The 26,862-nt window shown below is 68.7% G+C and carries 25 protein-coding genes; 6 read left to right on the top strand and 19 right to left on the bottom strand.

What is annotated here, in order from left to right; all coding sequences use genetic code 11:
• Window positions 1–125 precede the first annotated feature (125 nt).
• Window positions 126–1,241, top strand: coding sequence for a polyamine ABC transporter substrate-binding protein (locus LRH25_RS15290; protein WP_141287240.1), 1,116 nt, complete (start codon window positions 126–128; stop codon window positions 1,239–1,241).
• A 77-nt stretch (window positions 1,242–1,318) separates the two neighbouring features.
• Here LRH25_RS15290 and LRH25_RS15285 read toward each other — a convergent pair whose 3' ends face one another.
• The 13 genes from LRH25_RS15285 to LRH25_RS15225 all read right to left on the bottom strand — a co-directional run bounded on the left by LRH25_RS15285 (window position 1,319) and on the right by LRH25_RS15225 (window position 12,266).
• Window positions 1,319–1,474, bottom strand: coding sequence for a DUF3309 family protein (locus LRH25_RS15285; RefSeq protein ID WP_141287234.1), 156 nt, complete (start codon window positions 1,472–1,474; stop codon window positions 1,319–1,321).
• Window positions 1,475–1,604: 130 nt separating this feature from the next.
• On the bottom strand, window positions 1,605–3,158 hold the full coding sequence (gene ubiB, locus LRH25_RS15280) for a ubiquinone biosynthesis regulatory protein kinase UbiB (protein ID WP_141287233.1): 1,554 nt from the start codon (window positions 3,156–3,158) through the stop codon (window positions 1,605–1,607).
• Between the two features lie 17 nt (window positions 3,159–3,175).
• Window positions 3,176–3,703: a hypothetical protein gene (locus LRH25_RS15275; RefSeq protein WP_141287232.1), complete on the bottom strand. Its 528-nt coding sequence runs from the start codon at window positions 3,701–3,703 to the stop codon at window positions 3,176–3,178.
• 71 nt (window positions 3,704–3,774) lie between these two features.
• Window positions 3,775–4,791 (bottom strand): UDP-glucose 4-epimerase GalE, encoded by a 1,017-nt coding sequence (galE, locus tag LRH25_RS15270; protein WP_141287231.1) that lies wholly within the window; start codon window positions 4,789–4,791, stop codon window positions 3,775–3,777.
• 5 nt (window positions 4,792–4,796) lie between these two features.
• On the bottom strand, window positions 4,797–5,528 hold the full coding sequence (gene ubiE / locus LRH25_RS15265; RefSeq protein WP_141287230.1) for a bifunctional demethylmenaquinone methyltransferase/2-methoxy-6-polyprenyl-1,4-benzoquinol methylase UbiE: 732 nt from the start codon (window positions 5,526–5,528) through the stop codon (window positions 4,797–4,799).
• 23 nt (window positions 5,529–5,551) lie between these two features.
• Complete coding sequence (locus LRH25_RS15260) at window positions 5,552–5,950, bottom strand: gamma-butyrobetaine hydroxylase family protein (RefSeq protein WP_231011516.1); 399 nt, start codon at window positions 5,948–5,950, stop codon at window positions 5,552–5,554.
• Between the two features lie 27 nt (window positions 5,951–5,977).
• A complete protein-coding gene (rbsD, locus tag LRH25_RS15255) occupies window positions 5,978–6,367 on the bottom strand; it encodes a D-ribose pyranase (RefSeq protein ID WP_141287228.1) in 390 nt (129 codons plus the stop codon).
• Window positions 6,364–7,314: a ribokinase gene (gene rbsK, locus LRH25_RS15250; protein WP_343996048.1), complete on the bottom strand. Its 951-nt coding sequence runs from the start codon at window positions 7,312–7,314 to the stop codon at window positions 6,364–6,366. The genes rbsD and rbsK overlap by 4 nt, the downstream gene beginning before the upstream one ends.
• Complete coding sequence (locus tag LRH25_RS15245; protein WP_231011515.1) at window positions 7,311–8,336, bottom strand: LacI family DNA-binding transcriptional regulator; 1,026 nt, start codon at window positions 8,334–8,336, stop codon at window positions 7,311–7,313. The genes rbsK and LRH25_RS15245 overlap by 4 nt, the downstream gene beginning before the upstream one ends.
• A gap of 6 nt (window positions 8,337–8,342) precedes the next feature.
• Window positions 8,343–9,320, bottom strand: coding sequence for an ABC transporter permease (locus LRH25_RS15240; protein ID WP_141291316.1), 978 nt, complete (start codon window positions 9,318–9,320; stop codon window positions 8,343–8,345).
• Complete coding sequence (locus tag LRH25_RS15235; protein WP_231011514.1) at window positions 9,317–10,891, bottom strand: sugar ABC transporter ATP-binding protein; 1,575 nt, start codon at window positions 10,889–10,891, stop codon at window positions 9,317–9,319. The genes LRH25_RS15240 and LRH25_RS15235 overlap by 4 nt, the downstream gene beginning before the upstream one ends.
• Window positions 10,892–10,907: 16 nt before the next feature.
• A complete protein-coding gene (locus LRH25_RS15230; RefSeq protein WP_141290895.1) occupies window positions 10,908–11,858 on the bottom strand; it encodes a sugar ABC transporter substrate-binding protein in 951 nt (316 codons plus the stop codon).
• Window positions 11,859–12,056: 198 nt separating this feature from the next.
• Window positions 12,057–12,266 carry a hypothetical protein gene (locus LRH25_RS15225; RefSeq protein WP_141290893.1) on the bottom strand — a complete coding sequence of 70 codons (210 nt, stop codon included), beginning with the start codon at window positions 12,264–12,266 and terminating at the stop codon, window positions 12,057–12,059.
• A 103-nt stretch (window positions 12,267–12,369) separates the two neighbouring features.
• Between LRH25_RS15225 and LRH25_RS15220 the strand changes: the two genes are divergently transcribed.
• Window positions 12,370–13,269 (top strand): LysR family transcriptional regulator, encoded by a 900-nt coding sequence (locus tag LRH25_RS15220; protein ID WP_231011513.1) that lies wholly within the window; start codon window positions 12,370–12,372, stop codon window positions 13,267–13,269.
• On the opposite strand, the gene LRH25_RS15215 is transcribed toward LRH25_RS15220, so the two are convergent.
• Together LRH25_RS15215 and LRH25_RS15210 are read right to left on the bottom strand one after the other, a co-directional pair.
• Window positions 13,270–13,743 (bottom strand): HIT family protein, encoded by a 474-nt coding sequence (locus tag LRH25_RS15215; RefSeq protein ID WP_375142172.1) that lies wholly within the window; start codon window positions 13,741–13,743, stop codon window positions 13,270–13,272.
• On the bottom strand, window positions 13,740–17,666 hold the full coding sequence (locus LRH25_RS15210) for a DUF3683 domain-containing protein (RefSeq protein WP_141288338.1): 3,927 nt from the start codon (window positions 17,664–17,666) through the stop codon (window positions 13,740–13,742). Before LRH25_RS15210 ends, LRH25_RS15215 begins: the two co-directional genes overlap by 4 nt.
• Window positions 17,667–17,840: 174 nt before the next feature.
• Here LRH25_RS15210 and ugpQ point away from each other — a divergent pair, with 174 nt between their 5' ends.
• The 3 genes from ugpQ to LRH25_RS15195 all read left to right on the top strand — a co-directional run bounded on the left by ugpQ (window position 17,841) and on the right by LRH25_RS15195 (window position 21,254).
• A complete protein-coding gene (ugpQ, locus tag LRH25_RS15205; protein ID WP_141288339.1) occupies window positions 17,841–18,620 on the top strand; it encodes a glycerophosphodiester phosphodiesterase in 780 nt (259 codons plus the stop codon).
• A gap of 250 nt (window positions 18,621–18,870) precedes the next feature.
• Window positions 18,871–20,067, top strand: a complete 1,197-nt coding sequence (locus LRH25_RS15200) for a choice-of-anchor tandem repeat GloVer-containing protein (RefSeq protein ID WP_141288340.1) — start codon at window positions 18,871–18,873, stop codon at window positions 20,065–20,067.
• Between the two features lie 8 nt (window positions 20,068–20,075).
• Entirely contained in the window at window positions 20,076–21,254 is a 1,179-nt protein-coding gene (locus LRH25_RS15195) for a choice-of-anchor tandem repeat GloVer-containing protein (RefSeq protein WP_231011512.1), read from the top strand.
• A 27-nt stretch (window positions 21,255–21,281) separates the two neighbouring features.
• Here the strand turns inward: LRH25_RS15195 and LRH25_RS15190 are convergent, their stop codons facing one another.
• Window positions 21,282–22,595, bottom strand: coding sequence for an MFS transporter (locus tag LRH25_RS15190; RefSeq protein ID WP_141290526.1), 1,314 nt, complete (start codon window positions 22,593–22,595; stop codon window positions 21,282–21,284).
• A gap of 335 nt (window positions 22,596–22,930) precedes the next feature.
• On the opposite strand from LRH25_RS15190, the gene LRH25_RS15185 reads away from it, so the two are divergent.
• Window positions 22,931–24,091: a rhodanese-like domain-containing protein gene (locus tag LRH25_RS15185; protein ID WP_141290524.1), complete on the top strand. Its 1,161-nt coding sequence runs from the start codon at window positions 22,931–22,933 to the stop codon at window positions 24,089–24,091.
• A 13-nt stretch (window positions 24,092–24,104) separates the two neighbouring features.
• Here the strand turns inward: LRH25_RS15185 and LRH25_RS15180 are convergent, their stop codons facing one another.
• The 3 genes from LRH25_RS15180 to LRH25_RS15170 are packed head-to-tail and all read right to left on the bottom strand — an operon-like array spanning window position 24,105 to window position 26,818.
• A complete protein-coding gene (locus LRH25_RS15180) occupies window positions 24,105–25,040 on the bottom strand; it encodes a YkgJ family cysteine cluster protein (RefSeq protein ID WP_231011511.1) in 936 nt (311 codons plus the stop codon).
• An 18-nt stretch (window positions 25,041–25,058) separates the two neighbouring features.
• Window positions 25,059–25,835, bottom strand: coding sequence for a MetQ/NlpA family ABC transporter substrate-binding protein (locus tag LRH25_RS15175; RefSeq protein ID WP_231011510.1), 777 nt, complete (start codon window positions 25,833–25,835; stop codon window positions 25,059–25,061).
• Entirely contained in the window at window positions 25,832–26,818 is a 987-nt protein-coding gene (locus LRH25_RS15170) for an SUMF1/EgtB/PvdO family nonheme iron enzyme (RefSeq protein ID WP_231011598.1), read from the bottom strand. The genes LRH25_RS15175 and LRH25_RS15170 overlap by 4 nt, the downstream gene beginning before the upstream one ends.
• Between the last annotated feature and the right edge of the window lie 44 nt (window positions 26,819–26,862).

Below are 26,862 nucleotides of genomic sequence, written 5' to 3'. Positions count from 1 at the left end.
CGCGATTATACGGAGCGTGGCCGCCATCCTAGAATTGAATGGACCGCGGCCGTGCCGTCTGCGCGCGTCGCCCCTGACCCCCGAATTCCCTGAACCCGACACCCGAGGAGAACGATGTGAAGCGCATGGTGTGGAACCGCTTGTGGCCGGCGGCGCTGGCTGTCCTCTGCAGCGGCCTGGCGGCCTTGCCGGCTGCGCAAGCCGCAGATGAACCCAAGGTCCTGAACATCTACAACTGGTCCGACTACATCGCACCGGACACGATTGCCAATTTCGAGAAGGAAACCGGCATCAAGGTCCGCTACGACAACTACGACAACAACGAGATCCTGCACGCCAAGCTGGTCACCGGCAAGACCGGCTACGACATCGTCGTGCCCAGCGCGCACTTCGCCAAGCAGCAGATCGAGGCCGGCCTGTTCCGCAAGCTGGACCGCAGCCTGCTGCCCAACTGGTCCAACCTGGACCCGGCCCTGCTCAAGCAGATGGAAAGCGTGGATCCCGGCAACCAGTACCTGGTCGACTGGCTGTGGGGCTTCGTGACGGTGGGCATCAACGTCGACAAGGTCAAGGCTGCGCTGGGCAGCACGCCGATGCCGGAGAACCCGTGGTCGCTGGTGTTCGACCCGCAGTACGCCAGCAAGCTCAAGAGCTGTGGCATCAACTTCCTGGACTCGGCCTCGGAAGTGCTGCCGGTGGCGATGCTGTACGTGGGCAAGCCTGGCTACAGCCGCACGGCCGACGACTACAAGGCCGCGGGCGACATGCTGATGAAGATCCGCCCCTATGTGACGCGCTTCTCGTCCTCGGGTTACATCGAGGAAATGTCCCAGGGCGCGCTGTGCGTGGTGATGGGCTACTCGGGCGACATCAACATTGCCAAGTCGCGCGCGATCGAGGCCAAGAACAAGGTCAACCTGCAGGCGCTGATCCCCCCCAAGGGCTCGACGCTGTTCTTCGACTCGATGGCCATCCCGGCCGACGCGCCGCACCCGAAGAATGCCCAGGCCTTCATCAACTACATCCTGCGCCCGGAAGTGCACGCTTCGCTGACCAACCAGGTCTTTTACGCGAACCCGAACAAGGCCTCGCTGAAGTTCGTCAAGAAGGACGTGGCCGACAACCCCAGCGTGTTCCTCAGCCCCACCGACATGGCCAAGATGACCGCGCCCGACAGCGTGCCGCAGGACATCCGCCGCGTGCAGACCCGGCTGTTCACGCGCTTCAAGGCTGGCAAGTAAGCCGCCTCCTTCAGCAATGAAAAAACGCCACCCTTGGGGTGGCGTTTTTCATTGGCGCGGTCAGAGCCAATCGAGCGCTATATCCTGCCCATCAGCAACAGCACGATCAGGATGACGACGACCAGGCCCAGGCCGCCGCTGGGGTAGTAGCCCCAGCCTCGGCTGTGCGGCCAGGTCGGGAGTGCGCCGAGCAGCAGCAGGATCAGGACAACGAGGAGGATGGTGCCGAGCATCTGGGCATCCCTTGAGATGAGTGGTGATGCATGCATTGCACATCGCCCCACCGCTCTTGGGGGTAGGCCGTCAGCGGGTCCTCATGTCAGGCAAGGCTGACGCGCGGCACTCAAGAAGGCGAAGCGCCGCTCAATAGAAGCCGTAGTGCAGCAGCCAGCGGGCCAGCACCACGCCGCCCAGGAAACCCGCGCCACTCCACGCCAGCATGGACAGCAGCCGGTTGGTGCGGCGCTGCTCGCGCAGCAATGCGGCCAGCAGCGGTGCGTCCTGCTGCTGCGGCGCAGCCAGGCGGTGGTGCAGCAGGCGAGGCAGTTCGGGCAGCAGCTTGGCGTACAGCGGTGCCTCGTCCTTCAGCCGGCGCCAGATCGCGCGCCAGCCGACCTGCTCGTTCATCCAGCGTTCGAGAAAGGGCTTGGCGGTGGACCACAGGTCCAGGTCCGGATCCAGTTCGCGGCCCAGGCCTTCGACATTCAGCAGCGTCTTCTGCAGCAGCACGAGTTGCGGCTGGATCTCGACATTGAAGCGGCGCGAGGTCTGGAACAGCCGCATCAGCACCTGGCCCAGCGAGATCTCCTTCAGCGGCCGGTCGAACTGCGGCTCGCAGGTCGCGCGGATGGCCTGCTCCAGTTGCTCGATGCGCGTACCCGGCGGCACCCAGCCGGACTCGACGTGCAGTTCGGCCACACGCTTGTAGTCGCGCCGGAAGAACGCGATGAAGTTCTGCGCCAGGTATTCCTTGTCGGTCTCGGTCAGCGTGCCGACGATGCCGAAGTCCAGCGCCACGTAGCGGCCGAAGGTGGCAGGCGCCAGGCTGACCTGGATGTTGCCGGGGTGCATGTCCGCATGGAAGAAGCCATCGCGAAAGACCTGGGTGAAGAAGATGGTCACGCCATCGCGCGCCAGCTTCCTGATGTCCACGCCGGCCTCGCGCAGCCGCGCGATCTGGCTGATGGGCACGCCATGCATGCGCTCCATCACGATCACGGTGGAGGTGCACCAGTCCCAGTGCATCTCGGGCACCATGATCAGCGGCAGATCGGCCATGTTGCGGCGCAGTTGCGCGGCATTTGCAGCCTCATTGACCAGGTCCAGTTCGTCATGCAAGTACATGTCGAACTCGGCCACCACCTCGCGCGGCCGCAGCCGCTTGCCGTCGGCCGACAAGCGCTCGACCCAGCGCGCCAGCGTGTGCAGCAGCGCCAGGTCGTCGTCGATCACCGCGCGCATGCCCGGGCGCAGCACCTTGACCGCGACCTCGCGACCGTCGTGCAGCGTGGCGAAGTGCACCTGCGCGATGGACGCACTGGCCACCGGCTCGGCCTCGAAGTGGCTGAAGATCGCCTCGATCGGCTTTCCCAGCGCGGCCTCGACAAAGGCCCGCGCCTGCGAGGCCGGGAACGGCGGCACGCGATCCTGCAGCAGCGAGAGTTCGCGCGTGATGTCCGGCGGCACCAGGTCCGGCCGGGTCGAGAGCACCTGGCCGAACTTGATGAAGATCGGGCCCAGCGATTCCAGCGCCAGCCTCAGACGCTGACCGCGCGGTTGGTCGAAATTGCGGCCCAGCGTGACGACCCACGACAGGCTGCGGATCCAGCGATGGCGAAAGCCGGACAGCACCAGTTCGTCCACGCCATGCCGCAGCAGCGTGACGACGATGAAAACCAGCCGGGCGAAATACCGCATCTGGACGTGCCCGCCGCTCAGGGCCGGCGCAGCACGCTGGCCACGCCGTTCACCACCTGGCGGGCGGCACCCAGCACCTGCGTGCCGGCGCGCGACAGGCCTTCGGCCAGCGTAGCGCCAACCACTTTTTCAAGGTCGGCGGCAATGTCCCAACGCACGTTGGCAATCACCCAGTTCACGTCGGCCGCAAAGGCCACGTCGCCTTCGATCTGCAGCGGCGGCAGCTCGCCCTGCGCCAGCCTGGTGGCAGCGGCAAACGGCTGCGAAGCGTCGACCCGCAGGCGCAGATCGGGCACGGCCACTTCGGTGCCCTCTTCCAGCGTTTCCAGCAAGCCGGCCGGGCTGACCCGCAGCGTCAGGGCCGGCGGTGGCGGCAAGGGGCCGCGCCAGTTCTCGACCTCGACCCGCAGCACGCGGCCGGCATGCGCCTTCAGGCGGGCCGGCGCCACCGGCGCAACGCTCAGCACATGGTTGGCCAGCAAGACAAATCGGGCGGTGGCTGCGGGCAGCACCAGGTCGCTCAAGGCGGTCAGGGGATCAGGCATCGGCGGATTGTAGGTAAGCGCGCCTATCGACAGCGCGCCATGGGGTCGCGCGATCCGCCAGCGCGCCCCTTTTAAGCGGCGTATCCGCGAGGGTTGCCAGACGCCCAGCGCCAGCTGTGGGCACACATGTCATCCAGGCTGCGTGTGGCTTCCCAGCCCAGCAGCGACTTGGCCAGCGTGGCGTCGGCGTAGTAGCTGGGCAGGTCGCCCGGCCGGCGGTCCACGATCTTGTACGGGATGGGCTTGCCGGCCGCGCGGCTGAAGGCATTGACCAGGTCCAGCACGCTATAGCCCACGCCGGTGCCCAGGTTGACCGTCACCGAGGCCTGCTTCTCCAGCAGGTAGCGCAGCGCGGCGACATGGCCTTCGGCCAGGTCCATCACATGCAGGTAGTCGCGCACGCCGGTGCCATCCGGCGTGTCGTAGTCGCCGCCGAAGACCGACAGGAATTCGCGCCGGCCCACGGCCACCTGCTGCACGAACGGCATCAGGTTGTTCGGGATGCCTTGTGGGTCCTCGCCAATGCGGCCGCTCTCGTGCGCGCCCACCGGGTTGAAGTAGCGCAGCCAGCCAATGCGCCAGTCCGGCTCGGCGGCTTCCAGGTCACGCAGGATCTGCTCGCCCATCAGCTTGGTGCGGCCGTAAACGTTCATGGCCGCCAGCGGATGCGCCTCGGTGTAGGGCAGGAACTGCGGCTCGCCATAGACGGTGGCGCTGGAGCTGAACACAAAGGTCTTCACGCCCGCCCGGCCCATGGCCTGCAGCATGTTGACCAACCCACCCAGGTTGTTCGCGTAGTACTTCAGCGGCTGCGCGGTCGATTCGCCCACAGCCTTGAAAGCGGCGAAGTGCATCACCGCCGCGATCTCGTGCGCGGCGAACACGGCGTCCAGCGCCGCGCGGTCGTTCACGTCCGCCTGCACAAACACCAGCTCGCGGCCGGACAGCTCGGCCAGCCGTTTCAGCACCTCGGGCGAACTGTTGGAAAAGTCGTCCAGCCCGACCACGTCATAACCTGCGGCAAGCAAGGCCAGCCAGGTGTGGGACGCGATGTAGCCGGTGGCACCGGTGAGCAGGATGGTGGGCATTCAGTTCAGCACTTGATGCCGACGTGCAGGGCAACCAGCCCGCCGGTCATGTTGTGCACGTCCACGTGGCCGAAGCCGGCGGTTTTCATCATCGCCTTCAGCGTCGCCTGGTCCGGGTGCATGCGGATGGACTCGGCCAGGTAGCGGTAGCTTTCCGCGTCGCCGGCCACCCACTGGCCCAGCTTGGGCAGGATGTTGAAGGAGTACCAGTCATACGGCTTTTGCAGCGGCTTGGCGACCTTGGAGAACTCCAGCACCAGCAGCCGGCCGCCCGGCTTGAGCACCCGGTTCATCTCGGCCAGCGCCTGGTCCTTGTGCGTCATGTTGCGCAGGCCGAAGGCCACGCTGACGAGATCGAATGTGCCGGGCTTGAACGGCAGCTTCTCGGCGTCGCACAGCGTCGTCGGCAGCGCCAGGCCTTCGTCCAGCAGCCGGTCGCGGCCGGTGCGCAGCATGGCTTCGTTGATGTCGGTGTGCAGCACCAGGCCGGTCGGGCCGACCTGGCGGGCAAACGCGCGAGCCAGGTCGCCGGTGCCGCCGGCAATGTCCAGCGCGCTGTCGCCCGGCTTCAGGTTGGCCACGGCAATCGTGTAGGCCTTCCAGGCGCGATGCATGCCCATGGACATCAGGTCGTTCATCACGTCGTACTTGGACGCGACCGAATCGAACACGCCCTTGACCTTGCCGGCCTTCTCGGCCTCGTCGACCTTGCGGAAGCCGAAGTGGGTTTCTGACATTTGCGGACTCTCGTTAGCTCGGTTCAATGCGACGCGCAGGCGCTGCCAGGCTTGGGCGGCATCGGCCTGTCGCGGTCCACGCCATTGGCCTTCAACTGCGCCTCGTAGCGGGCCCAGAAGGCAGTCTGCTGCGAACCCATCTCGTAAAGGTAGGCCCAGGTGAAGATGCCCGATTCATGGCCATCGTCGAACTGGGGCTGAATGCCGTAATGGCCGACCGGCGCCACGCCGCTGATGCCAACCTCGCGCTTGCCGGTCTGCACCGTCTCCTGGCCCGGGCCGTGGCCCTGCACCTCGGCTGACGGCGACATCACGCGCATCAGCTCGAACGGAATGTGGAAGACCTGGCCGTCGTCGAAGCTGATTTCCAGCTGGCGCGAGGCCTGGTGCAATGTGAGGGCGGTGGGAGTAGGTGCAGACACAGCCGGCAGTTTAGCCGCCAGCCAATGTCAGAACGTCACGCCAGCGATCAGCAGCACGTTGGCATACGGCGTGCATTCGCCCGTGCGCACCATCACGCGCGCCTCCCGGCACAGCTGCTTGAAGTGCGCGTGCGTCACCGTTTCCGGCTTCACGGGCAAGACACACCAGGCCGGCAGGTCGCCGCCCGCGCGCTCCACGGCCTCGCTGGCGATCACCGCACGCTCGAGCTGCATCTCGCTCAGCACCGCTTTCAACACGTCGGCCACGGCCGGGATGCCAGGCGTCAAGGCCAGGTCGATGCGGCGCGGGCCGGGCGGGATCGGCAGGCCGACATCGCCGATCACCAGCATGTCGCCGTGGCCCAGGCTGGCAATGGCGTGGGACAGCTCGGCATGCAGCAAGGCGGTGCGTTTCACAGTGGGCTCCAGGGCGAAGGCAGCGGCGAGGCATCGACCTCGGCCGCGGTGGGAATGGAAGGCTGGGCACCTGCCCGGGTGACGCACAGCGCCGCGGCGCGGATGCCGCGCTGCACGGCAGCGTCCAGCGACTGGCCCTGGCCCAGCGCGACGGCCAGCGCACCCATGAAGGTGTCGCCCGCGGCGGTGGTGTCCACCGCCTGCACGGCCATGCCGGGGTGGTGCCGGCAGCCGGCGCTGTCCGCAGCCACGGCCCCGGCTGCGCCCAGCGTGACCACCACGCGCGCTGGCCCGCGACCGAGCAGCTTTTGCGCCGCCAGCGCAGCTTCGGCAAGCGTGCCCACCTCGCCGCCGCCCAGCGCCGCAGCTTCGGTCTCGTTGACCACCAGCGTGTCCACCAGCGACCAGATCGCCTCCGGCAAGGCCTGCACCGGCGACGGGTTCAGCAGCACGCGGCAGCCGGCGGCCTGCGCCAGCCGCGCCGCAGCCAACACTTCGGCCAGCGGCACTTCCAGCTGCGCGACCAGGCAGTCGGCCTGCGACAGGGCGAGCGACAGCGCCGGCGCGTCCAGCGCAAAGCGGCCGTTGGCGCCGGCGGCGACGACGATGCGGTTCTGCGCCGCGTCGTCGACCAGGATGGTGGCCACGCCGGTGGGCGCCTGTGCATCGGTCTGCACACCGATCACATCGATGCCGTCGGACTGCAGCGCGGCGCGCAGCGCCTGGCCATGGCCGTCGTTGCCCAGGCGGCCGAACAGCTGCACCTCGCCCCCCAGCCGCGCGCAGGCCACCGCCTGGTTGCCACCCTTGCCACCGGGCAGGTGGTGCAGCGACTCGGCCATCACGGTTTCACCGGCCTCGGGTGCCCGCGCCACGCGCAGCACCAGGTCCATGTTCAAGCTACCGACCACCACGATGCGAGGTCGATTCGTCAAAGCGTCATTCATGCAGTCAAGGATTCCGAATTCTGAAAGGCCGCCGTCGAGCCGCGCAGCCGCAGCTCGGGCTGCAGCAGCACCTTGCGCGGCTCGCGCCGCTTGCCGTGGATGCGCTCCAGCAGCATGTCCACCGCCAGCGCGCCGATGCGCTGCTTGGGCTGCGAGACGGTGGTCAGCGGCGGGCTGGTGAAGGCGGCGAGTTCGATGTCGTCGAAGCCGACGATGGACAGCGCCTCCGGCACGCGCAGGTGCCGCTCGTGCGCGGCGCACAGCGCGCCCATTGCCATCAGGTCGTTGCAGACGAACACTGCGCTCGGCGGCGCCGTCAGCGCCAGCAGCGCCTGCATGGCCTCGAAGCCGCCCTGGCTGGTGAACTGGCCGTGCGTGAGCAGTTCGGGCGCGGCCAGGCCGGCCTGCGCCAGCGCCTCGCGCCAGCCGGCAATGCGCTGCTCGCTGGACACCAGGCCCTCGGGCCCGCCAATGCAGGCAATGCGCCGGTGGCCCAGGTCCAGCAGGTGCTGCGTGGCCAGCAACCCGCCCTGGCGATGCGCCGTCTCGACCAGGTCGCAAGGCTGCTCGCCGACCTCGATCTCGCGGTCCACCAGCACGGTGGGAATGGACAGCCCGGCGAGCTGCTGGGCCAGCGACGCATCGCGGCCGGTGGAGACGACGATCAGCCCGTCGATGCGGCGTTCGGCCAGCACCTGCAGGTAGCTGCCCTGGCGGTTTGCCTCGTCCTTGGTGTTGCAGAGGATCAGGTTGTAGCCGGCACCAAAGCAGCGGTCTTCCACGCTGTGCACCACCTCGGCGAAATACGGGTTCGAGCTGTTCGGGATCAGCATGCCCAGCGTGCGCGTGTTGTTGCTCTTCAGGCTGCGCGCAATGGCGCTGGGCACGTAGCCCTGCTCGCGGATCGCTGCTTCCACGCGCTCGCGGCTCTCGGGGCTGACATGCCGCGTGCCGTTGACGACGTGCGACACCGTGGTCACCGAGACCTGGGCCTGGCGGGCGACGTCCTTGATGGTCGCCATGGCCGTTCAGGCAGCACCGCGGCGCTGCCGCAGCGTGTCGACGATGACGGCGGCCACGATCACCGCGCCGGTGATGATGCGCTTGCTCGGTTCGCTGGCGCCGACCTGCGCCAGCCCTGCCTCCAGCACCGCGATGATCAGCACGCCAAAGGCGGTGGTGATGACCGAGCCGCGCCCGCCCATCAGGCTGGTGCCGCCGATCACCACCGCGGCAATGACCTGCAGCTCCACGCCTGTGCCGGCATTCGGGTCCGCCGCTTCCAGCCGGGCCGACTGCATCAGCCCCGCCAGACCCGCCAAAAGGCCGATCAGCGCGAACACCGCGATGCGGATCGGCCGCGGGTCCACGCCAGCCAGTCGCATCGCCTCTTCGTTGGTGCCGATGCCGACCATGCTGCGGCCGAACACCGTGCGCGACAGCACCAGCTGAGCGACGATGACGATCAGCACCGCCAGCACGAAGGCCGAGGACACGCCGTCGAGCACGGGCGCGGCCAGCCAGGAAATCGCATCGCCCACGTACTGCGTGCGCGAGTCCGTCACCAGGTAGGCGCTGCCACGCACCGCTTCCAGCATGCCCAGCGAGACGATGAAGGACGGCAGCCGCCAGGCGACCGACACCGCGCCGGTGACCGCGCCGCACAGCAGCCCGGTGGCCAGCGCCAGCACGGCAGCCGCCGGCACGCTCCAGTGCCATTGCAGGATGGCGGCGGCCGAGGTGGCGGCCGACAGCGCCATCACCGAGCCCACCGACAGGTCGATGCCGGCAATGATCAGCACGAAGGTCATGCCCACCGCCATCACCGCCAGCGCCGGGATCTCGTTGGCAATGGTGACAAAGGTCTCGCGGCTCCAGAAGTATTCGGACAGCCAGGAGAACAGCGCCACCATGCCGACCAGCACCGCGGCCAGGCCGATGAAGGTGCCCAGCTGGGTGCGCCAGACAGGGGCGGCGGCGGCTTGGGAAGTCACAGAGGTGTTCATGAAGCAGAGGATTCTGTGGCCACGGCCTTGCCGGGCTCGGAAGACTTGGAGAAAGCGGCCGAGAGCAGCAAGGATTCGGTCCATTCGCCACGTTCGAACACGGCCACCAGGCGCCCGGCGCTCATCACGCCGATGCGGTCGGCCATGGCCATCAGTTCGCGCAGGTCGGACGAGACCATCAGCAGCCCGCGCCCGTCGCAGGCCATCTGGTCCAGCTCGGCGTAAAGGTCGGCACGGGCGCCCACGTCCACGCCACGCGTCGGTTCGTCCAGCAGCAGCACACGGGTGCTGCGATGCAGCCAGCGGGCGAACACCACCTTCTGCTGGTTGCCACCGGAGAGCTGGCCCACCGGCTGCTCGCTGCCGCGGCAGCGCACACGCAGCCGCTCGATGAAGCCGCGCACCAGCGTGTGTTCGTGCGCACTGCGCAGCCAGCCACCGCGCGAGACGGCAGCCAGGTCCGACAGCGTCGCGTTGATGCGGATCGACTGCGACAGCAGCAGGCCTTGCGACTTGCGGTCTTCGGCGACCAGGCCAATGCCGGCCGCAATCGCCTGCACCGGCGACGCAAAGCCGCGCGGAATGCGGCGCTGGACCTCGCCCGCATCGTCATTCAGCACCAGCGTGCCGCTATCCGCGCGGTCGGCGCCAAACAGCAGCCGCAGCAGCTCGGTGCGGCCGGAGCCGACCAGCCCGGCAATGCCGAACACCTCGCCGGCGCGCACTTCCAGGCTCACGCCCTGCACCACCGTGCCGCGGCCCAGGCCTTCGGCGCGCAGCAGCACAGCGCCAGCCCTGCGGCGCGGCCGGTGCTCCAGTTCGCTGACCGAGCGGCCCACCATGCGCTGCACCAGGTCGGCCTCGCTGAGGCCGGCCATGGCCCGCAAGTCCACCAACCGGCCATCGCGCAGCACGGCGACACGGTCGGCAATGCGGCGCAGTTCCTCGAGCCGGTGAGAAACGTAGACGATGGCAACGCCACGCGCGGTGAGCCGCGCGATCTGCTCGAACAGCCGGCTGGTCTCGCGCGGCGTGAGCATCGCCGTCGGCTCGTCCAGCACCAGCACGCGGGTGTCGTCCTGCAGGTTGCGGGCGATCTCCACCATCTGCTGCTGGCCAATGCCCAGGCGCGAGACCGGCGTGGCCGGGTCGATGTCGTCCAGCCCGATCTTGGCCAGCTGCTGCCTGGCCGCCGCATGCAGCGCGCCTCGGCGCAGCCAGCCGGCGCGGCTGGGCATGCGGCCGAGAAACAGGTTTTCGGCCACGGTCAGCGTGCTGACCAGGCCCAGCTCCTGCATCACCATGCGCACGCCCAGGCGCTCGGCCTCCTGCCGCGTGGCCGGCGCATAGGGCTGGCCGGCCAGGCGCAGACTGCCCAGCGTGGGCCGCTCCAGCCCGCAGATCAGCTTGGACAAGGTGCTCTTGCCGGCGCCGTTTTCGCCGGTCAGCGCCAGCACCTCGCCAGCGTGCAGCGAGAGGCTCAAGGCGTGCAGCACCGGTGTGCCGCCGTAGGCCTTGCCGACGCCGTCGATCTCGAGCAGTGGGGCGATGGTGGATGGCGCTTGGGACATGGCAGGGAATGCTGGCTTACTTGCTGCCCTTGGTGACCAGCACCACTTCGGTCTTGGCCTCGGCGGGCAACTGGGCCTGGGGCGTCTTGGCGGCCAGCGCCTTCAGCGCCAGCTCGATGCCGAACACCGCCTGCTTGGCGGCGTACTGGTCGGCCGTGGCCAGCATGCGGCCGTCGGCCAGCATCGGCTTGACCGCGGTGATGTTGTCGTAGCCGACGACCTGCACCTTGCCGGTCTTGCCCGCGGCCTTCACGGCCGCCACCACGCCCAGCGCCATGCTGTCGTTGCCGGCCAGCAGCGCGGTGAGGTCCGGGTGCTCGCGCAGCATGCCTGCGGCCACGGTGTTGCCCTTCTCGATCTCCCACTGGCCGGACTGCACGCCGACCACGGTGATGTTGGCGGCCTTCATCGCGTCCTGGAAGCCCAGCGTGCGCTGCTGTGCATTGAAGGTGGTGGACACGCCTTCGACGATGCCGACCTTGTCGCCCGCCTTCAGCGACTTGGCCAGGAAGTCACCCACCAGCTTGGCACCCATGCGGTTGTCCGGGCCCACGAAAGGCACGTTCAGGCTCTTTTCCTTCAGCGCGTCGGTGTCCAGCCGGTTGTCGATGTTGACCACCAGGATGCCCTTGTCCACCGCGGCCTTGATGGCCGGCACCAGGGCCTTGGAGTCGGCCGGCGCGATGACGATGGCGCTGACCTTCTGGGCCACGGCCTGCTCGACCATCTTGATCTGCGCGGCCGTGTCGGTCTCGTTCTTGATGCCGTTGGTCACCAGCGTGTACTCGCCGGCATGGGCCTTCTGGTGCGCCTTGGCGCCGTCTTCCATGGTGCGGAAGAACTCGTTGGCCAGCGACTTCATGACCAGCGCGACCTTGGGCTTGTCCTGCGCCATCGCGGGCGATGCGAGCAGGCCGGTGACGGCCAGGGCCGCGGCAATGTGGAGGGAGCGGCGAGTGAAGGACATGGTGTCTCCTTGGTCGGTGTTTGGTGTGCCTGGCTGATCGCCCGTCCGCCCGGGGGTCCGGCAGTGCAGGATCGTCAGCGGACGCCATCGTACCGAAAGCAAACGTTTGCGCAAACGTTTGCTTGCCAGTGGAAACCCGTAATGCAAGGGCAATCGCGCGCCGCCCAGCAGCGGCGGTGAGAACCGGGTAGCCGGCCTTCAGCGATCCTGGCCATGGCAGAACCAGTCGACCTGGTCTGCCCCGATGCCGAGATCGGCCAGATCGCGTGCGCTCATCTGCCGCAGCAGCGCATGGGCCCGGGCGGCTTCCGCCCGCTGCCGGGCCCGGCGCCAGAGCGCGGCCACACGCTGCCGCAAGGCCTCGATCAAGGACGGTTGGGTGGCAATGCGGGAAGCCTGCGTGGACATGGTGAGCTCCGTTGAAAAGCCTTTGAAGGCCGGCTCACCATGCTCGCGGCGGGCTTAAGATTTGAAAAGTTGAAAGAACTGAGCAAACCATTCAGGAAATCTGATGCGAAGCCTGAACCTGGACCAGTTGCGCACGCTGGTGACCATTGCCGACCTGGGCACCTTCGCCGCTGCGGCGCAGGCGCTGCACCTGGCCGCGCCCACCGTGAGCCTGCATGTCAGCGAACTGGAGGCGAGGCTGGGCGCGCCGCTGCTGGAACGCGGCGGCAAGCAGGTGCGCATGAGCGCGGCGGGTGCGGCCTTGATCGAGCGCGGCCGGCAGTTGCTGAAGGAGGCGGACGATGCGGTCGACCAGGTGCGGCGCTTTGCCGAAGGCCGCGAAGGCAAGGTGCGGCTGGGCACGTCCACCGGCGTGCTGGTGCATTTGCTGCCGCGCGTGCTGGCGGTGCTGAACGAGCGGCATCCAGGCATAGACGTGGAGGTTGCCATCCTCGGCTCGCTGGACACGATGGACAGGCTGGGGGCGCGCACGCTGGACATCGGCATCGTGGCGTTGCCGCAGGCCGAGCTGCCCGAGTTGCTGCTGCAGCCCTGGCGCAGCGACCCGATGATGGCTTTCCTGCCGCCGCGCTGGCCGGCGCCGGAAGTCGTCACGCCAGCCTGGCTCGCCGCGCAGCCGCTGGTCGCCAACGACAAGACAACCATGATGCACGGCCTGGTGGCCGGCTGGTTCGGCGCGGCCGGGTTGGCGCCGCGGGCCCGCATCGAGCTGAACTACACCGAGGCGATGAAGAGCCTGGTCAGCGCCGGTTATGGCGCGGCGGTGCTGCCGCTGGAACGCAGCGCCGACACGCCGCTGCCCTTGCCCGAAGTGATGCAGCTGCGCCCGCTGGACCCGCCGCTGACGCGCCACCTCGGCGTGGCCCACCGTGTGCCCGAGCGGCTGGATGCCGCCACGCGGCAGGTGCTGGCCGTGCTGGCCGAGATGGGCCAGCGGGGCTGATCAGCGGCCGAGCAGCGGCGCGACTGCCGCGCGCACGCGCTCGTCCAGCGTCGCCAGCGGCACGGCCAGGCGTGCGGCAGCATCCGCCACCTCGCGCTGCTTCGCACCCCAGATCGGCTGCGGGAACTGCGCATCCCAGTCGAAGCGGGCGATCACGTGCCAGTGCAGGTGCGGCACCATGTTGCCCAGGGCGGCGAGGTTGACCTTGGTTGGCGCCAGCGTCTCGATCAAGGCCTGCTCCAATGCAGCGACCACGTCCATGCAGTGCAGGCGGTCGGCCGCATTGAGGCCACTGAATTCAGCGACATGGCTGTGCCAGATCACGCGGTAGAAGGCCGGGAAGTCCGGCGCGTCCAGCACGCGGATCACGTGCAGCCGCGCGTCTTCGGCAATGCGCAGCGCGGTGCCGGCAGCCGCCGGCTCGCATAGCGCGCAGCCGGGGTGACGGAACAGCGCAGGTGTCGCCGCGCTCACACCAGCACCCGTTCGATGCCACCGGCGTTGGCGCGCGCCACGTATTTGGGCATCCAGTCCTCGCCGAGAATCTTGCGGGCCATCTCGACGACGATGTAGTCGGCTTCCAGCAGGCCGCTCTTCAGGTCGTCGCCGTAACGGCTCAAGCCTTGCAGGCAGCTCGGGCAGGAGGTCAGGATCTTCAGGTTCTGGTCCGCCGTCACGGTGCCATCGGCCCGCAGCTGGGTCTCGACCTTGCGGATCTCCTCTTCCTTGCGGAAGCGCACCTGGGTCGAGATGTCCGGCCGGCTCACGCCCAGCGTGCCGCTCTCGCCGCAGCAGCGGTCGCTCTTGACCACCTGGTTGCCGACAAGGGCCTTGACCGTCTTCATCGGCTCCTGCAGCTTCATCGGGCTGTGGCAGGGGTCGTGGTAGAGGTAGCCGGCGCCCGTGGAGGTGTCCAGCCGGATGCCCTTTTCCAGCAGGAATTCGTGGATGTCGATGATGCGGCAGCCGGGGAAGATCTTGTCGAACTGGTAGCCCTGCAGTTGGTCGTAGCAGGTGCCGCAGGAGACCACCACGGTCTTGATGTCCAGGTAGTTCAGCGTGTTGGCCACGCGGTGGAACAGCACCCGGTTGTCGGTGATGATCTTCTCGGCCTTGTCGAACTGGCCGGAGCCGCGCTGCGGGTAGCCGCAGCACAGGTAGCCGGGCGGCAGCACGGTCTGCACGCCGGCGTGCCAGAGCATGGCCTGCGTGGCCAGGCCCACCTGGCTGAACAGGCGCTCCGAGCCGCAGCCAGGGAAATAGAACACTGCCTCGGTTTCCTGCGTGGTCGTCACCGGGTTGCGGATGATGGGCACGTAGTCGGCGTTTTCGATGTCCAGCAGCGCACGCGCCGTCTTCTTGGGCAGGTTGCCCGGCATCTTCTTGTTGATGAAGTGGATCACCTGCTCCTTGATCGGAGCCGTGCCCACCGAGGCCGGCGGTGCATTCGTCTGCTTGCGGGCCGCCAGCTTCAGCACGTCATGCGCCAGGCGCTGGGCCTTCATGCCCACGCCCACCATCGCGCCGCGGGCCAGCTTGATGGTCTGCGGGTTGGTCGCATTGAGCATGAACATGGCCGCGGCATTACCCGGCCTGAAGGTCTTCTGGCCCATCTTGCGCAGCAGGTTGCGCATGTTCATCGAAACGTCGCCGAAGTCGATGTTGACCGGGCAAGGCGTGAGGCACTTGTGGCAGACGGTGCAATGGTCGGCCACGTCCTCGAACTCTTCCCAGTGCTTGATGGACACGCCGCGGCGCGTCTGCTCCTCGTACAGGAAGGCCTCGACCAGCAGCGAGGTCGCGAGGATCTTGTTGCGCGGGCTGTACAGCAGGTTGGCGCGCGGCACGTGCGTGGCGCACACCGGCTTGCACTTGCCGCAGCGCAGGCAGTCCTTGACCGAGTTGGCGATCTCGCCAATGTCGCTCTGCTGCATGATCAACGACTCATGCCCCATTAGCCCGAAGCTGGGCGTGTAGGCATGCGACAGGTCGGCCGCGTGCACGTCGTCGCCCAGGCGCGTCAGCGCATCGCCGCGCAGCAGCTTGCCCTTGTTGAAGCGGCCTTCCGGGTCCACGCGCTGCTTGTAGGCCGTGAAGTTGGCCAGCTCGTCGTCGGTCAGGAACTCCAGCTTGGTGATGCCAATGCCATGCTCACCCGAGATCACGCCATCCAGGCTGCGCGCCAGCACCATGATGCGGGCCACCGCCTCATGCGCGGTCTGCAGCATCTCGTAGTTGTCGGAGTTGACGGGGATGTTGGTGTGCACATTGCCGTCGCCAGCATGCATGTGCAGGGCCACCCAGGTGCGGCCGCGCAGCACTTCCTTGTGGATGCGCTTGCATTCGTCGAGGATGGCGCCAAAGGCCGCGCCGCCAAAGGCGTCTTGCAATGGCTTGAAGATCTGCGTCTTCCACGAAGCGCGCAGCGAATGATCCTGCAGCTGGTCGAAAAACGAGCGGCCGCCTTCCTGCGGCGCGTCCAGGTTCTGCATCCAGTGCGCCCACTGCGCGCGCACTTCGCGGATCAGCGTCAGTGCCTGCTGCACGCGGTCTTCCAGCAGCTCGGCGCTGGGGATCTCGCTGGCGTCGTCGGTCTTGCCCAGCGGCAGGTTGCCGGCTGCGAAGAAGTCTTCGAGCTTGTCGGCCAGCGCGATCTTGTTGCGCAGGCTGAGCTCGATGTTGATGCGCTCGATGCCCAGCGTGTACTCGCCCATGCGCTCCAGCGGAATCACCACGTCCTCGTTCACCTTGAACGCGTTGGTGTGCTTGGAGATGGCGGCCGTGCGCTTGCGGTCCAGCCAGAACTTCTTGCGCGCATCGGCGCTCACCGCGACGAAGCCTTCGCCCGAGCGGCCATTGGCCAGGCGGATCACTTCGCTGGTGGCACGTGCCACGGCATCCGCGTCGTCGCCAACGATGTCGCCGACCAGCACCATCTTCGGCAGGCCGCCGCGCTTGCTCTTGGTCGCGTAGCCCACCGCCTTCAGGTAGCGGTCGTCCAGGTGCTCCAGGCCCGCCAGGATGGCACCACCAGGGCGCGCCATCTCGCCGAACATGAAGTCCTTGATCTCGACGATGGACGGCACGCACTGGATCGGGTTGCCGAAGAACTCCAGGCAGACGGTGCGCACATGCGCCGGCATGCGGTGCACGATCCAGCGTGCGCTGGTGATCAGGCCGTCGCAGCCTTCCTTCTGGATGCCGGGCAGGCCGGCCAGGAACTTGTCGGTGACGTCCTTGCCCAGGCCTTCCTTGCGGAAGATGCGGCCGGGAATTTCCAGTAGCTCGGTGCGGATCGGCGTCTTGCCGTCGGCCTCGAAATAACGCAGCTCGAAGCGCGCGACCGGCACGTCATGGATCTTGCCGAGGTTGTGGTCCAGGCGGATCACTTCCAGCCACTTGGCGTCCGGCGTGACCATGCGCCAGGAGGCCAGGTTGTCCAGCGCGGTGCCCCACAGCACGGCCTTCTTGCCGCCGGCGTTCATCGCCACGTTGCCGCCCACGCAGGAGGCCTCGGCCGAGGTCGGGTCGACCGCGAACACATAGCCCGCGCGTTCGGCCGCATCGGCCACACGCTGCGTGACCACGCCGGCCCCGGTCCAGACGGTGGCCACCGGCTGCGCCAGCCCGGGCAGCGGCACCAGCTCGACCTCGGTCATCTGTTCGAGCTTCTCGGTGTTGATCACCGCGCTCTTCCAGGTCAGCGGCACCGCGCCGCCGGTGTAGCCGGTGCCACCGCCGCGCGGGATGATGGTCAGCCCCAGTTCGACGCAGCTGGCCACCAGCCCGGCCATCTCGGCCTCGGTGTCCGGCGTGAGCACCACGAACGGATATTCGACGCGCCAGTCGGTCGCGTCGGTCACATGGGACACGCGCGACAGGCCGTCGAACTTGATGTTGTCCTTGGCGGTGTGGCGGCCCAGCAGCTTGCGGCTGCGGATGCGCAAGGCGCCGACATGGTCGAAGCGCTGCGCGAACCGGTCCACCGCCTCGCGCGCCTGCGCCAGCAGTTCGCCGACAAAGGCATCGCGCGTCGCGTCCGCGTCCGGCGTGCGGCGCTTTTCGACCTCGGTCAGCCGGTGGTGCAGGGCCGCGATCAGCAGGCCCCGCCGCTTGGCGTTGTCCAGCAGGTCGTCTTCCAGGTAGGGGTTGCGCTGCACCACCCAGATGTCGCCCAGCACCTCGTACAGCATGCGGGCGGAGCGGCCGGTGCGGCGCTCTTCGCGCAGCCTGTTGAGCACCTCCCAGGCGCGGGCGCCCAGCAGGCGCAAGACGATTTCCCGGTCGGACAGCGAGGTGTAGTTGTACGGGATCTCGCGCAGGCGGGGGGCGGCCGCATCGGGATGATGCGCGGCAGGCACGGTAGGAACTGAGGAAAGGGGGAGCGGCGCGTTCATGGCGGGCAGGCATCGCGAAGCGACCGGCGGGCCGCCCCGCGCCTGGCTGGGGCACGTGGAACCGGATTATTGCAGTCCAACAGAAGCCGCAGGGGCGACACGGGCGCGGCAAACCGCCCCAGCCTTCGTCGTTTGCGCATGGCTGCTTGCCTGGCCATGGCATGCTGGCGCCCCATGCCACACCCTGCAGACCCAGCCGCCCTGCCCCGTTTTCCCGCCTTCCCCCGCTGGATTGCCCACCGCGGTGCCGGCAAGCTGGCGCCCGAGAACACACTGGCCGCCTTCCGCGACGGCCTGGCGCGCGGCTGGCGGGCCTTCGAATGCGACGTCAAGCTTTCCTCTGACGGAACCGCCTTCCTGCTGCACGACGACACGCTGGAACGCACCAGCAACGGCCGCGGCGTGGCCGGCGAACTGCCCTGGGCACAACTGCAGGCGCTGGACGCCGGCAGCTGGCACAGCGCGCCCTTCGCCGGTGAGCCGCTGCCCACGCTGGCCCAGGTCGCCACGCTGCTGCAGGCGCATGGCGCATGGCTGGACCTGGAGATCAAGCCCAGCCCCGGTACCGAGCTGGCCACCGGCCGCGCCGTGGCCGCCGAGGCCACCAAGCTGTGGGCCGCGCACCCGGGCCAGCTTCTGCTCAGCTCGTTCGAGGTGCCCGCGCTGGAAGGTGCGATGCAAACCGCTCCACACCTGCCGCGTGGCCTGCTGCTGGATGAACTCTGGGCCGGCTGGGCCGACACCGCCCGCGCGCTGGGCTGCTGCGCCGTCATCATCAACCACAAGCTGATGACGCCAGCCCTGGTCGCGCAGCTGCACGAAGCCGGCTGGGCGGCAATGGTCTACACGGTGAACGACGCGGCGCGTGCGTCCGAGCTTTTTGCTGTGGGGCTGGACAGCCTGGTGACGGATGCGGTCGACCGTTTGGGCCCGAAAGATCGTCAATCCGATTGACGAATCCCGACGCGCAATCCCCTGACTGAAGGCCGCAGGGCGCTTGCGGGCGCGGCGCAAGCTTGCGAGCATCAAGCTCATAACCAAATGCGCCAGGAGACAAACACAAGCCTGCGCATTGACTCACCGCCAATGCCACGCGCTTGTTCAGGCCGGCAGCAGCCCCCTTCGGCCGCCCTGCAACCGCCTTGCCTGCGCGGCCTTCCTTGAGACGCCCTCGGCGTCCGCACCCAAGCCCCAGGAAGGCAACATGTCCAAGACTCCAACGCTCCGCCTCGCATCTCCCCTGACAGCCGTGGCCGCGCTGTGCGCTGTGCTCACCGCGCCGCTGGCCCAGGCGGCCACCATCGAGGTCCTGCACGCATTCGTGCCAGGCACCTGCAACCAGCCCTTGGGCAACCCGCTGCGGCAACCAGACGGCACGCTGTATGGCACCTGCTACGGCGGCGGCGTGAATGGCTCCGGCATCGCCTACCGGCTCAACCCGGATGGCCAGTTCATCCTCCTGCACGAGTTCGACAATTCGTTTCAGTCGGAGGACGGCAAGCTGCCCATCAGCACCCTGGTGATGGCGCCGGATGGCAAGCTGTGGGGCGCCACCCACGAAGGCGGCGAACTGGGCGTCGGGACGGTCTACTCACTCACCACCGGCGGCACTTTCGCGCTGGCTTTCAGCTTCGACACGCCGACCACAGGCAGCGGCCCGGAGGGTAACCTGGCGATCGACAGCGCTGGCGTGCTCTATGGCAACAACTACGAAGGCGGCGGAGGCAAGAGCCACGGCACCGCGTACAGCTTCAGCACCAGCAGCGGCACGCAGACCACGCTGGCGCGCTACACCACCGCGCTTGGCCCGATCAGCCCCACCAACGGCCTGACCCTGGGCCCGGACGGCATGCTTTACGGTGCCGCTGCCGACCCGCACCGCGGCGGCAACGGCGAGCTTTTCCGCATGAACCGCGACGGCAGCGGCTTCCAGCAACTGGCCCTGTTCAAGCGCACCACCTCGGGCGCACAGCCGCGCTATGGCGTCACGGTGCTGGCCGACGGCACGGTCTATGGCGTCAACACCACCGACGGCGCGGCCGGCAAAGGCGTGATCTACCGCTGGCGCAGCAGCGACGGGCTGACGGTGATGCACACCTTCACCGGCGGCACCGGCGATGCCGAACAAGCCAACAGCTCGCTGACCCAGGGCGCCGATGGCGCGCTCTACGGCACCAGCCGCTTCGGTGGCACCAACCGCACCAGCAACGGCGGCACCGTCTACCGCATGGCACTGGACGGCAGCTTCAGCCTGGTGCGCAGTTTCAACGCCACCGATGCGGTGGGCTTCGAGCCCACCGGCGGGTTGACGCTGGGGGCTGATGGCGCCTTGTACGGCGTCACCAACCACTCAGCCAGCGACGAATACGCCGGTGGCGCGATCTTCCGCATCGTCCCTTGAGAAACCCCATGTCTCACGCTTGCTTCAAATTCGGCGCGGCCATGCTCGCCGTGCTGTGCTCGGCCGCAGCGCCGGCCGCCACGCTCAGCGTGGCCCACAGCTTCGACGCCGGCCAGTGCAACCTGCCGCAAGGCTCGCTGCTGCGCACCGCTGACGGCAGCCTCTACGGCACCTGCTTCAGCGGCGGCGCCAACCGCGCCGGCATCCTCTACCGGTTGGCACCGGACGGGGCTTTCAGCCTGCTGCACGAGTTCAGCTACGTCAGCGCGACCGACGCCTCCGAGCCAGGCCCCGGCCCCATGCTGGCCAGCGATGGCCGGATCTGGGGCAGCGCCAGCGGCGGCGGCGGCGAAAACAGCAGCGGTGCGCTCTACAGCATCAGCACCGATGGCAGCGGCTTCCAGCTCAACGCCGTCTTCAGCGCCGATGCCACCGGCGTCTTCCCCAGCCCGCTGCTGCAGACCGCCGACGGCAGCTTCTACGGCATCACCAACCAGGGCGGCGGCCGGGGCGGCCGCGGCACGCTGTTCCGCTACAGCGCCGGCGCCGGCCTGGTCAAGGTCATCACCTTCCGCAGCCCGCGCGACGCTGTCTTCCCCACCGCTGGCCTCACGCTGGGCGCCGACGGCCTGCTCTACGGCACCGCCAACAGCGGCATCAGCTCGGACACCGCCGGCAACGAAGGCACGCTGTTTCGCATCCGGCAGGACGGCAGCGGCTACCAGCGCCTGCTGGGCTTCCAGCGCGCCACGCATGGTGCGTTCCCGACCGGCGAACTGCTGCTGGCGGCCGACGGCAACTTCTACGGCGTGACCACGCAGGGCGGGCCGCTGGGCGGTGGCACCGTCTACCGCTACACGCCGGCCGGCCAGTTCACGCTGCTGCATGCCTTCTCGGGCGCGGCGAGCGACGGCGCCTGGCCCAACGGGGGGCTGGCGCAAGGGGCGGACGGCGCGCTGTACGGCGTCACGCTGCACGGCGGCACAGGTGGCAGCGCCGACGTGGGCACGGTCTACCGCGTGGCGCTGGACGGCAGCTTCACCCAGCTGCACAGCTTCGACACCACCAGCCCGGCCGGCTACGCCCCTTACGACCGGCTTACCCCCGCGCCCGATGGCAGCCTCTACGGCACCACTTGGCACGGCCCGGCCGGGGCCTCCGGCACGGTGTTTCGCATCCAGCCCTGAGGCACAGGTGACCGAGGGGGCGCGGCCTCAGACCGTGCCCTCCTCCACCACCTCGGTACCTGACACATGCACCGCCCGCGGCAGCTCCCGCACGCCGCGGATGATGGGCAGCTGCCAGGCGACCAGCGCCAGCAGCGAGCAGCCGATGCCGGCAAAGCCCAGCGACCAGCGCAAACCCATGTGCTCGCCCAGCCAGCCGCCGATCATTGCGCCCGGTGCTGCGGGCAGCAGGATCAGCCAGCGCATGGTGCTGGTCATGCGGCCCAGCAGCGGCTCGGGCGTCACGGCCTGGCGCAGCGAGATGAAGTTGATGAAGATCAGGATCGCGCCGACGCCAAAGCAGCTCAGCATCAGCGCGAAACACGCCACGCCCCAGGGCCCGACCGGTGCCACCGCCAGCAGCAGCCAGCCGGCCGCGGTGCCGGCAAAACCTGTCACCAGGCAAGGCCCCGGCCCCAGCTTCTGGCTGATGCGCCCGCCCAGCAGGCTGGCGGTGACCGTGCCCACGCCCAGGCCCACGTAGCTCAGCCCCACCGCATGCTCGCTCATGCCCAGCGTGCGGGTGGCGAACAGGATCTGCACCACCGTCGCCGCCTGATGGCACATCTGCCACAGGCCCACGCAGCTGGCCAGCGTGATCAGCAAACGCTGGCGCCAGACGAACTGCAGGCCGGCGCGCAGGTCGGCCCAGAAGCGGCCAGGCGGCGTGCTGCCGCGCTGCTCCTCGACCTTCAGGCCCCGCAGGATCCACGACGAGCCGACCAGCAGCACAGCGTCCACCAGCAAGGCCACCGGCGCGCCCAGCACGCGGATCAAGGCCCCCGCCACGCCCGGGCCCGCGACTTCGGCACCGGAGCTGGCCAGCGCGTTCTTGGCATGCGCTTCGACCAGGCGCTCACGCGGCACGACCTGGGTCAGCACGATCTGCGAGGCCGAGCCCGCCGTCGTGTGCACCAGGCCGATGAAAAACCCCACCATGTACATCCAGGGCATGCCCAGCCAGCCCAGCCACCAGGCGATGGGCACGGTGGCCACGGCGGCCGCCAGCGTCAGTTCACCCGCGATGTAGACCGGCAGCTTGCGCACCCGGTCCAGCCACACGCCCGAGGGCAGCGAAAACAGGATGAAGGGCAACAGCTCCATCGTCGTCAGCGTGCCCATCTGGGTCGGCGTGGCGTGCAGCAGCACCGCGGCGGTGAGCGGCAGGGCCAGCATCGTGACCTGGCCGCCCAGCGAGCTGATCAGGATCGAGGACCAGAGCCGGCGGTAGATCCGGTCTCGCAGCAAGTCGTCGGGCGCGAGTCGCAGGCGCTCGCGAAAGTTGTTCCACCAGGACCTCATGGGCCGCCTCACCTGTCTTTTTGTCGGCGGGCTGTCGCAGCCGGCCTCTGACCCCACGCAGCCGGGTCACGGCCTGGCGCAAGGGCGGTCGGCGATGCTAGCAGGCCGGCCGCGCGGCTCGTGCACCCGGCGCCTGCGGGCCTGCGGGCCTGAAAGGCCCGGCGTGGCGCCAACGCCTCATCCCGGCACGGCCCCCTAGGTTCCGTGAAATATGACACGGAACTTACGCTTAACATCCTTCCGCCTATGGATATGAGTTTCATCGCCACGGCCTGAACGGAACGCCGCGAAGTCCGGTCCGGGCCGTCCCTCATGACACTGGAAATGACTCAAGAATGAACAAGATCCTGTCGTTGGTTGCGGTCTGCGTGCTGGCCCTGTCGGGCGCCGTCAGGGCCGCTGAATCCCCTGCACTCACGGCCATCATTGCCCTGGAGCCCACGTCGAAGAAGGACGGCATGATGCTGTCGCGCACCGGCATGGCAACCAGCCTGGGCAAGCTGGTCGGCAGCCCCGTGACGGTCAGCGCCAGCGAAGACCTGGCCGACGTCATGCGCGCCACGCGCAGCGCCGGCTACGACGTCTTCGTCGCGCCGCCGCAGGTCGCGGCGTCGGCGCTGCAGCATGGCTACGAGCTGGTTGGCTCGACCGACCGGGCCGAGCAGTACCTGCTGATAGGCCGCAACAGCCTGGCCTCTGCCAAGAACGCGCGCGGCGCCCGCATCTACCTGCCGCAGCAGGATTCGATCTACACCTACATGGCGCGCGGCATGCTGAATGCCAACGGCCTGTCGCTGAAGGACCTGTCCGACGTGCGCTACGAGCGCTATCCGCAGGCAGGGCTGACGGCGCTGGCCATCGGCGCGTCCGACCTGACGGTGGTGCGCCAGAGCGACTGGGACGAATGGGCCAATGGCAACCCCGGCATGGCCAAGGTGCTGGCCACCTCGACGCCGGTGCCCGGCGGCCTGTCGGTGGTGGTGAAGAAGGAGCTGCCGCCGGAGATGCGCACCAAGATGACGGCCTGGTTTGCGAACAGCGCGCCGGCCATGGGGCTCAAGCCGGTCACCGTGCATGACGACCTGAGGGAATACAAATCGGTGGCCGAGCTGGGCGTGTTCACGCCGCTGTCGCTGCCCGGCGCAACGCTGGTGCACGCCAATGAGGTACAGGAATTGGTGGCCCAGGGCGCCGTGCTGGTGGACGCCCGCAACGACAAGGAATACGGCGCCAAGCACATCCCCGGCGCGGTGCTGATTCCCTATGTCGAGAAAAGCCTGAAGGACATTGCCTTCGACGCCAAGCAGGACGACTTCTCCGGCCTGGCCAAGCTGGACCTGAGCAAGCCCACCATCTTCGCCTGCAACGGCCCGGAATGCTGGAAGTCGTACAAGGCCAGCCGCGCGGCGATCAGCAAGGGCATGAAAACGGTGTACTGGTTCCGCGGCGGCCTGCCCGAATGGGAAGCCAGCGGCATGACGGTCGCCCGGCAGTGAGCAGCGGCCCGCTTCAGACCGCCAGCCCGAGGTAAGCCTCGGTGGCGGCAGCGTTCACACCTGCCGTGTCCCGAGACTGGCTGGCCCAGGCTCCGAAGGCCTCGTAGGCCCGCACGAAGCGGCGCAGTTCCTCGGTGGTCGCGCGGTCCTCGCTGCAGCGGCGGGCCAGCGCCAGCGTCACCTGCGTTTCGATCAGCACCCGCTGGCGCTGCGCATAGCGCTGGCAGCGCGCGCGGCAGCGCGGCGAAGCCGCGGCCAGCGCCATCAGCACAGGCGCCATCGGCAGCGTGAGGTAGCCAGCCGCTGGCGCGCCTTGCCGGCCCAGTGCCGGCCCCAGGTCGGCGAACACCGCGTCGCCCCAGTGCAGCCGGTCGGCCAGCAAGGCGGCGCGCTGGTCGGCGAGCGCGCGGCGGTCGGCGTCGCGGGGCAAGGACTGGCCGTCGCACAGCAAGTCCTCGCGCGGGCCTTCATCGGCCAGCGTCAGGCAGTCGGTGCCGAGGAAACCGGCTTCTTCGCGCCGCTGCAGCAGCACCACCTGCTGCAATCTGTCCGGCCACAGCGGCTCCAGCGGCACTGCCCGACAGGCGCCGGGCTGGCGCTCGCCGTGCACGCGGCACAGGCCGTCCGCCTGCAGCGCAGGGCAGGCGCCGCGCGAGGCGTAGTCCAGCCCTTGCGTGGCCAGGCGCCAGTGACTGAGCGCAGTGCCGGGCGCGGCCGGGTGCAGCAACGCCTGGTTGAGCACGGAGATCGCAGCGGCATCTGCCGCATCAACCCGGTGGCGGGCCTGCCCGGCCGGCAGCGCGTCACCCGCGCGCACGCGCCGCACCGGGTGCAGCGCCAACGCGCCGATGAACAAGTCCTCGTGCGCCAGCAACTCCGGCACCGTCATCGCCGGCGGCGTGTTGCAGCACTTGCCGCAGGCGCTGCAGTGGAACGCGACGCGGGTCATCGTGGCCTCAACCGCGGATCACCAGGGGCGACGCACCGAACCTTGGTAGCGGCTCAGCAAGAAGGCCTTGACCGGTTCGGCGTGATAAGCCGCGACCAGTTGCGCCACCCACGGTGAATCCTTGTCCTGCCGGCGCACCGCGAGCACGCCGGCATAGGGGCTGCGGGCGTCTTCCAGGCCCAGGCTGTCGCGGGCCGGCTGCAGCCCGGCGGCCATCGCGTCTTCGGCGCCGATGACCACCAGCGCCGCGCGATCCAGCGCCGCAAACAGCTTCGCGGCAGGCTGCGTCTGCAGCCGCAATGCCAGCCGGTTGACGACCACGTCAGCCAGCTTGGCGTGCAGCCCGCTGTCATCGCGCAGCGTGATCACGCCGTGGTTGTGCAGCAGCAGCAAGCCTCGGCTGAGGCCTGCCTGATCGCGTGGCAGCACCAGCGTGTCGCCCTGGGCCAGTTGGCGCAGGCTGCGCAAGCGGCGCGAGTAGAGGGCCATCGGCAGCGTCAGCGTGGCGGAGGCACTGGCCAGCTGGCCGCGCAGCGGGTCGGCGGCAAAGGCCACGCCGTCTTCGAAGCTGACGGCGTCCAGCGCGCCGCGTGCCAGGTCGGCATTCAGCGCGCGGCCGTGTTCGCGCACCTCCAGCTGCAGTTGCAGGCCCTGCGGGGCGAGGTCGCGCACGAGGCCCAGCACTTCGGCCTGCGGACCGGGCACGGTACCGATGCGCAGCGGCGCGGCAGGCCATGCGGCGCTCGCCAACGAGGCCATGCTCGCGCTCAGAAAGAGCCGGCGGTCGAGGCTCATGGCGTGCGCAGCACCGTGCGGAAACCGATGTGCGCCGTCGCCAGGTCGGCCTCTTGCGACTCGCGCGCCGAAGCCCGGTAGCGCACGCAGAAGTCCGGTGCGCAGAGAAAGGAACCACCCTTGATGACCATTGGCTGGGCAGGTGTGTGCTGCGCGCCCACCACCGCCGCCGTATCGCCATTCATGTGCGGCTGGTGCGGCCCGCTGTAGGCATCGCGTGTCCATTCCCAGACGTTGCCGATGGTGTCGTGCAGGCCCCAGGCGTTGGCCGGGTAGCAGCCGACCGGGGCCAGGCCTTCATGGCCGTCCTCGTGCAGGTTCAGGATGGGGAAGCTGCCTTGCCAGTAGTTGGCTGTTGGCTTGCCCGTCGCGTCACGCGGCGCATCGTCCAGCGTGTCGCCTTGCTGGCCGGCCTTGGCGGCGTATTCCCACTCGGCCTCGGTCGGCAGGTCACGGCCCAGCCAGTGCGCATAGGCCAGTGCGTCGGCCTGGGTCACGAAGCTGACCGGCAGCGCGTCGCGGCCGGCCTGGTCGCTGCCAGGGCCGCCGGGATGGCGCCAGTCCGCACCGGCGACGAATTGCCACCAGGCCAGCGGCCGTTGCTGCAACTGCTCGGGCGTGGGCACCGAAAACACCACGCCGCCGCCCTGGCGTTCGGCCTCGGTGACATAGCCGGTCGCCGCGACAAAGGCCGCGAACTGGGCCACCGTCACCTCGGTCTGGTCAATCCAGAAGCCGGCCATGCGCACCGGCGCTGCGGACGCCGGCCGCTCGTCCGGGTAGCCCTGGGTGCTGCCGAACTGGAAGCGGCCTGCGGGCAGCGCCACCATGCCGGCATGCGCATCCTGGCGCCAACCGGGGGGCAGGCCGCGGTAGGCCTCGCAAGCCTGCTCGCTGCCCAGCACCGGCAGCGGCACGCCACGCGCGCTGTCCAGCGGCGCCTTGTGCGCCGCCGCCGTGTACCAGGCCAGCAGGCCCGCCATCACCAGCACGAAGCCGGCGCCAGCGCGCCTGGCGCCGGCCTGTC

This window comes from Ideonella azotifigens (assembly GCF_021043325.1).
Classification (GTDB): Bacteria; Pseudomonadota; Gammaproteobacteria; order Burkholderiales; family Burkholderiaceae_C; genus Ideonella; species Ideonella azotifigens.
Note: the sequence above shows the minus strand (reverse complement) of the source record. Positions and strands in the feature narration are given on the sequence as shown.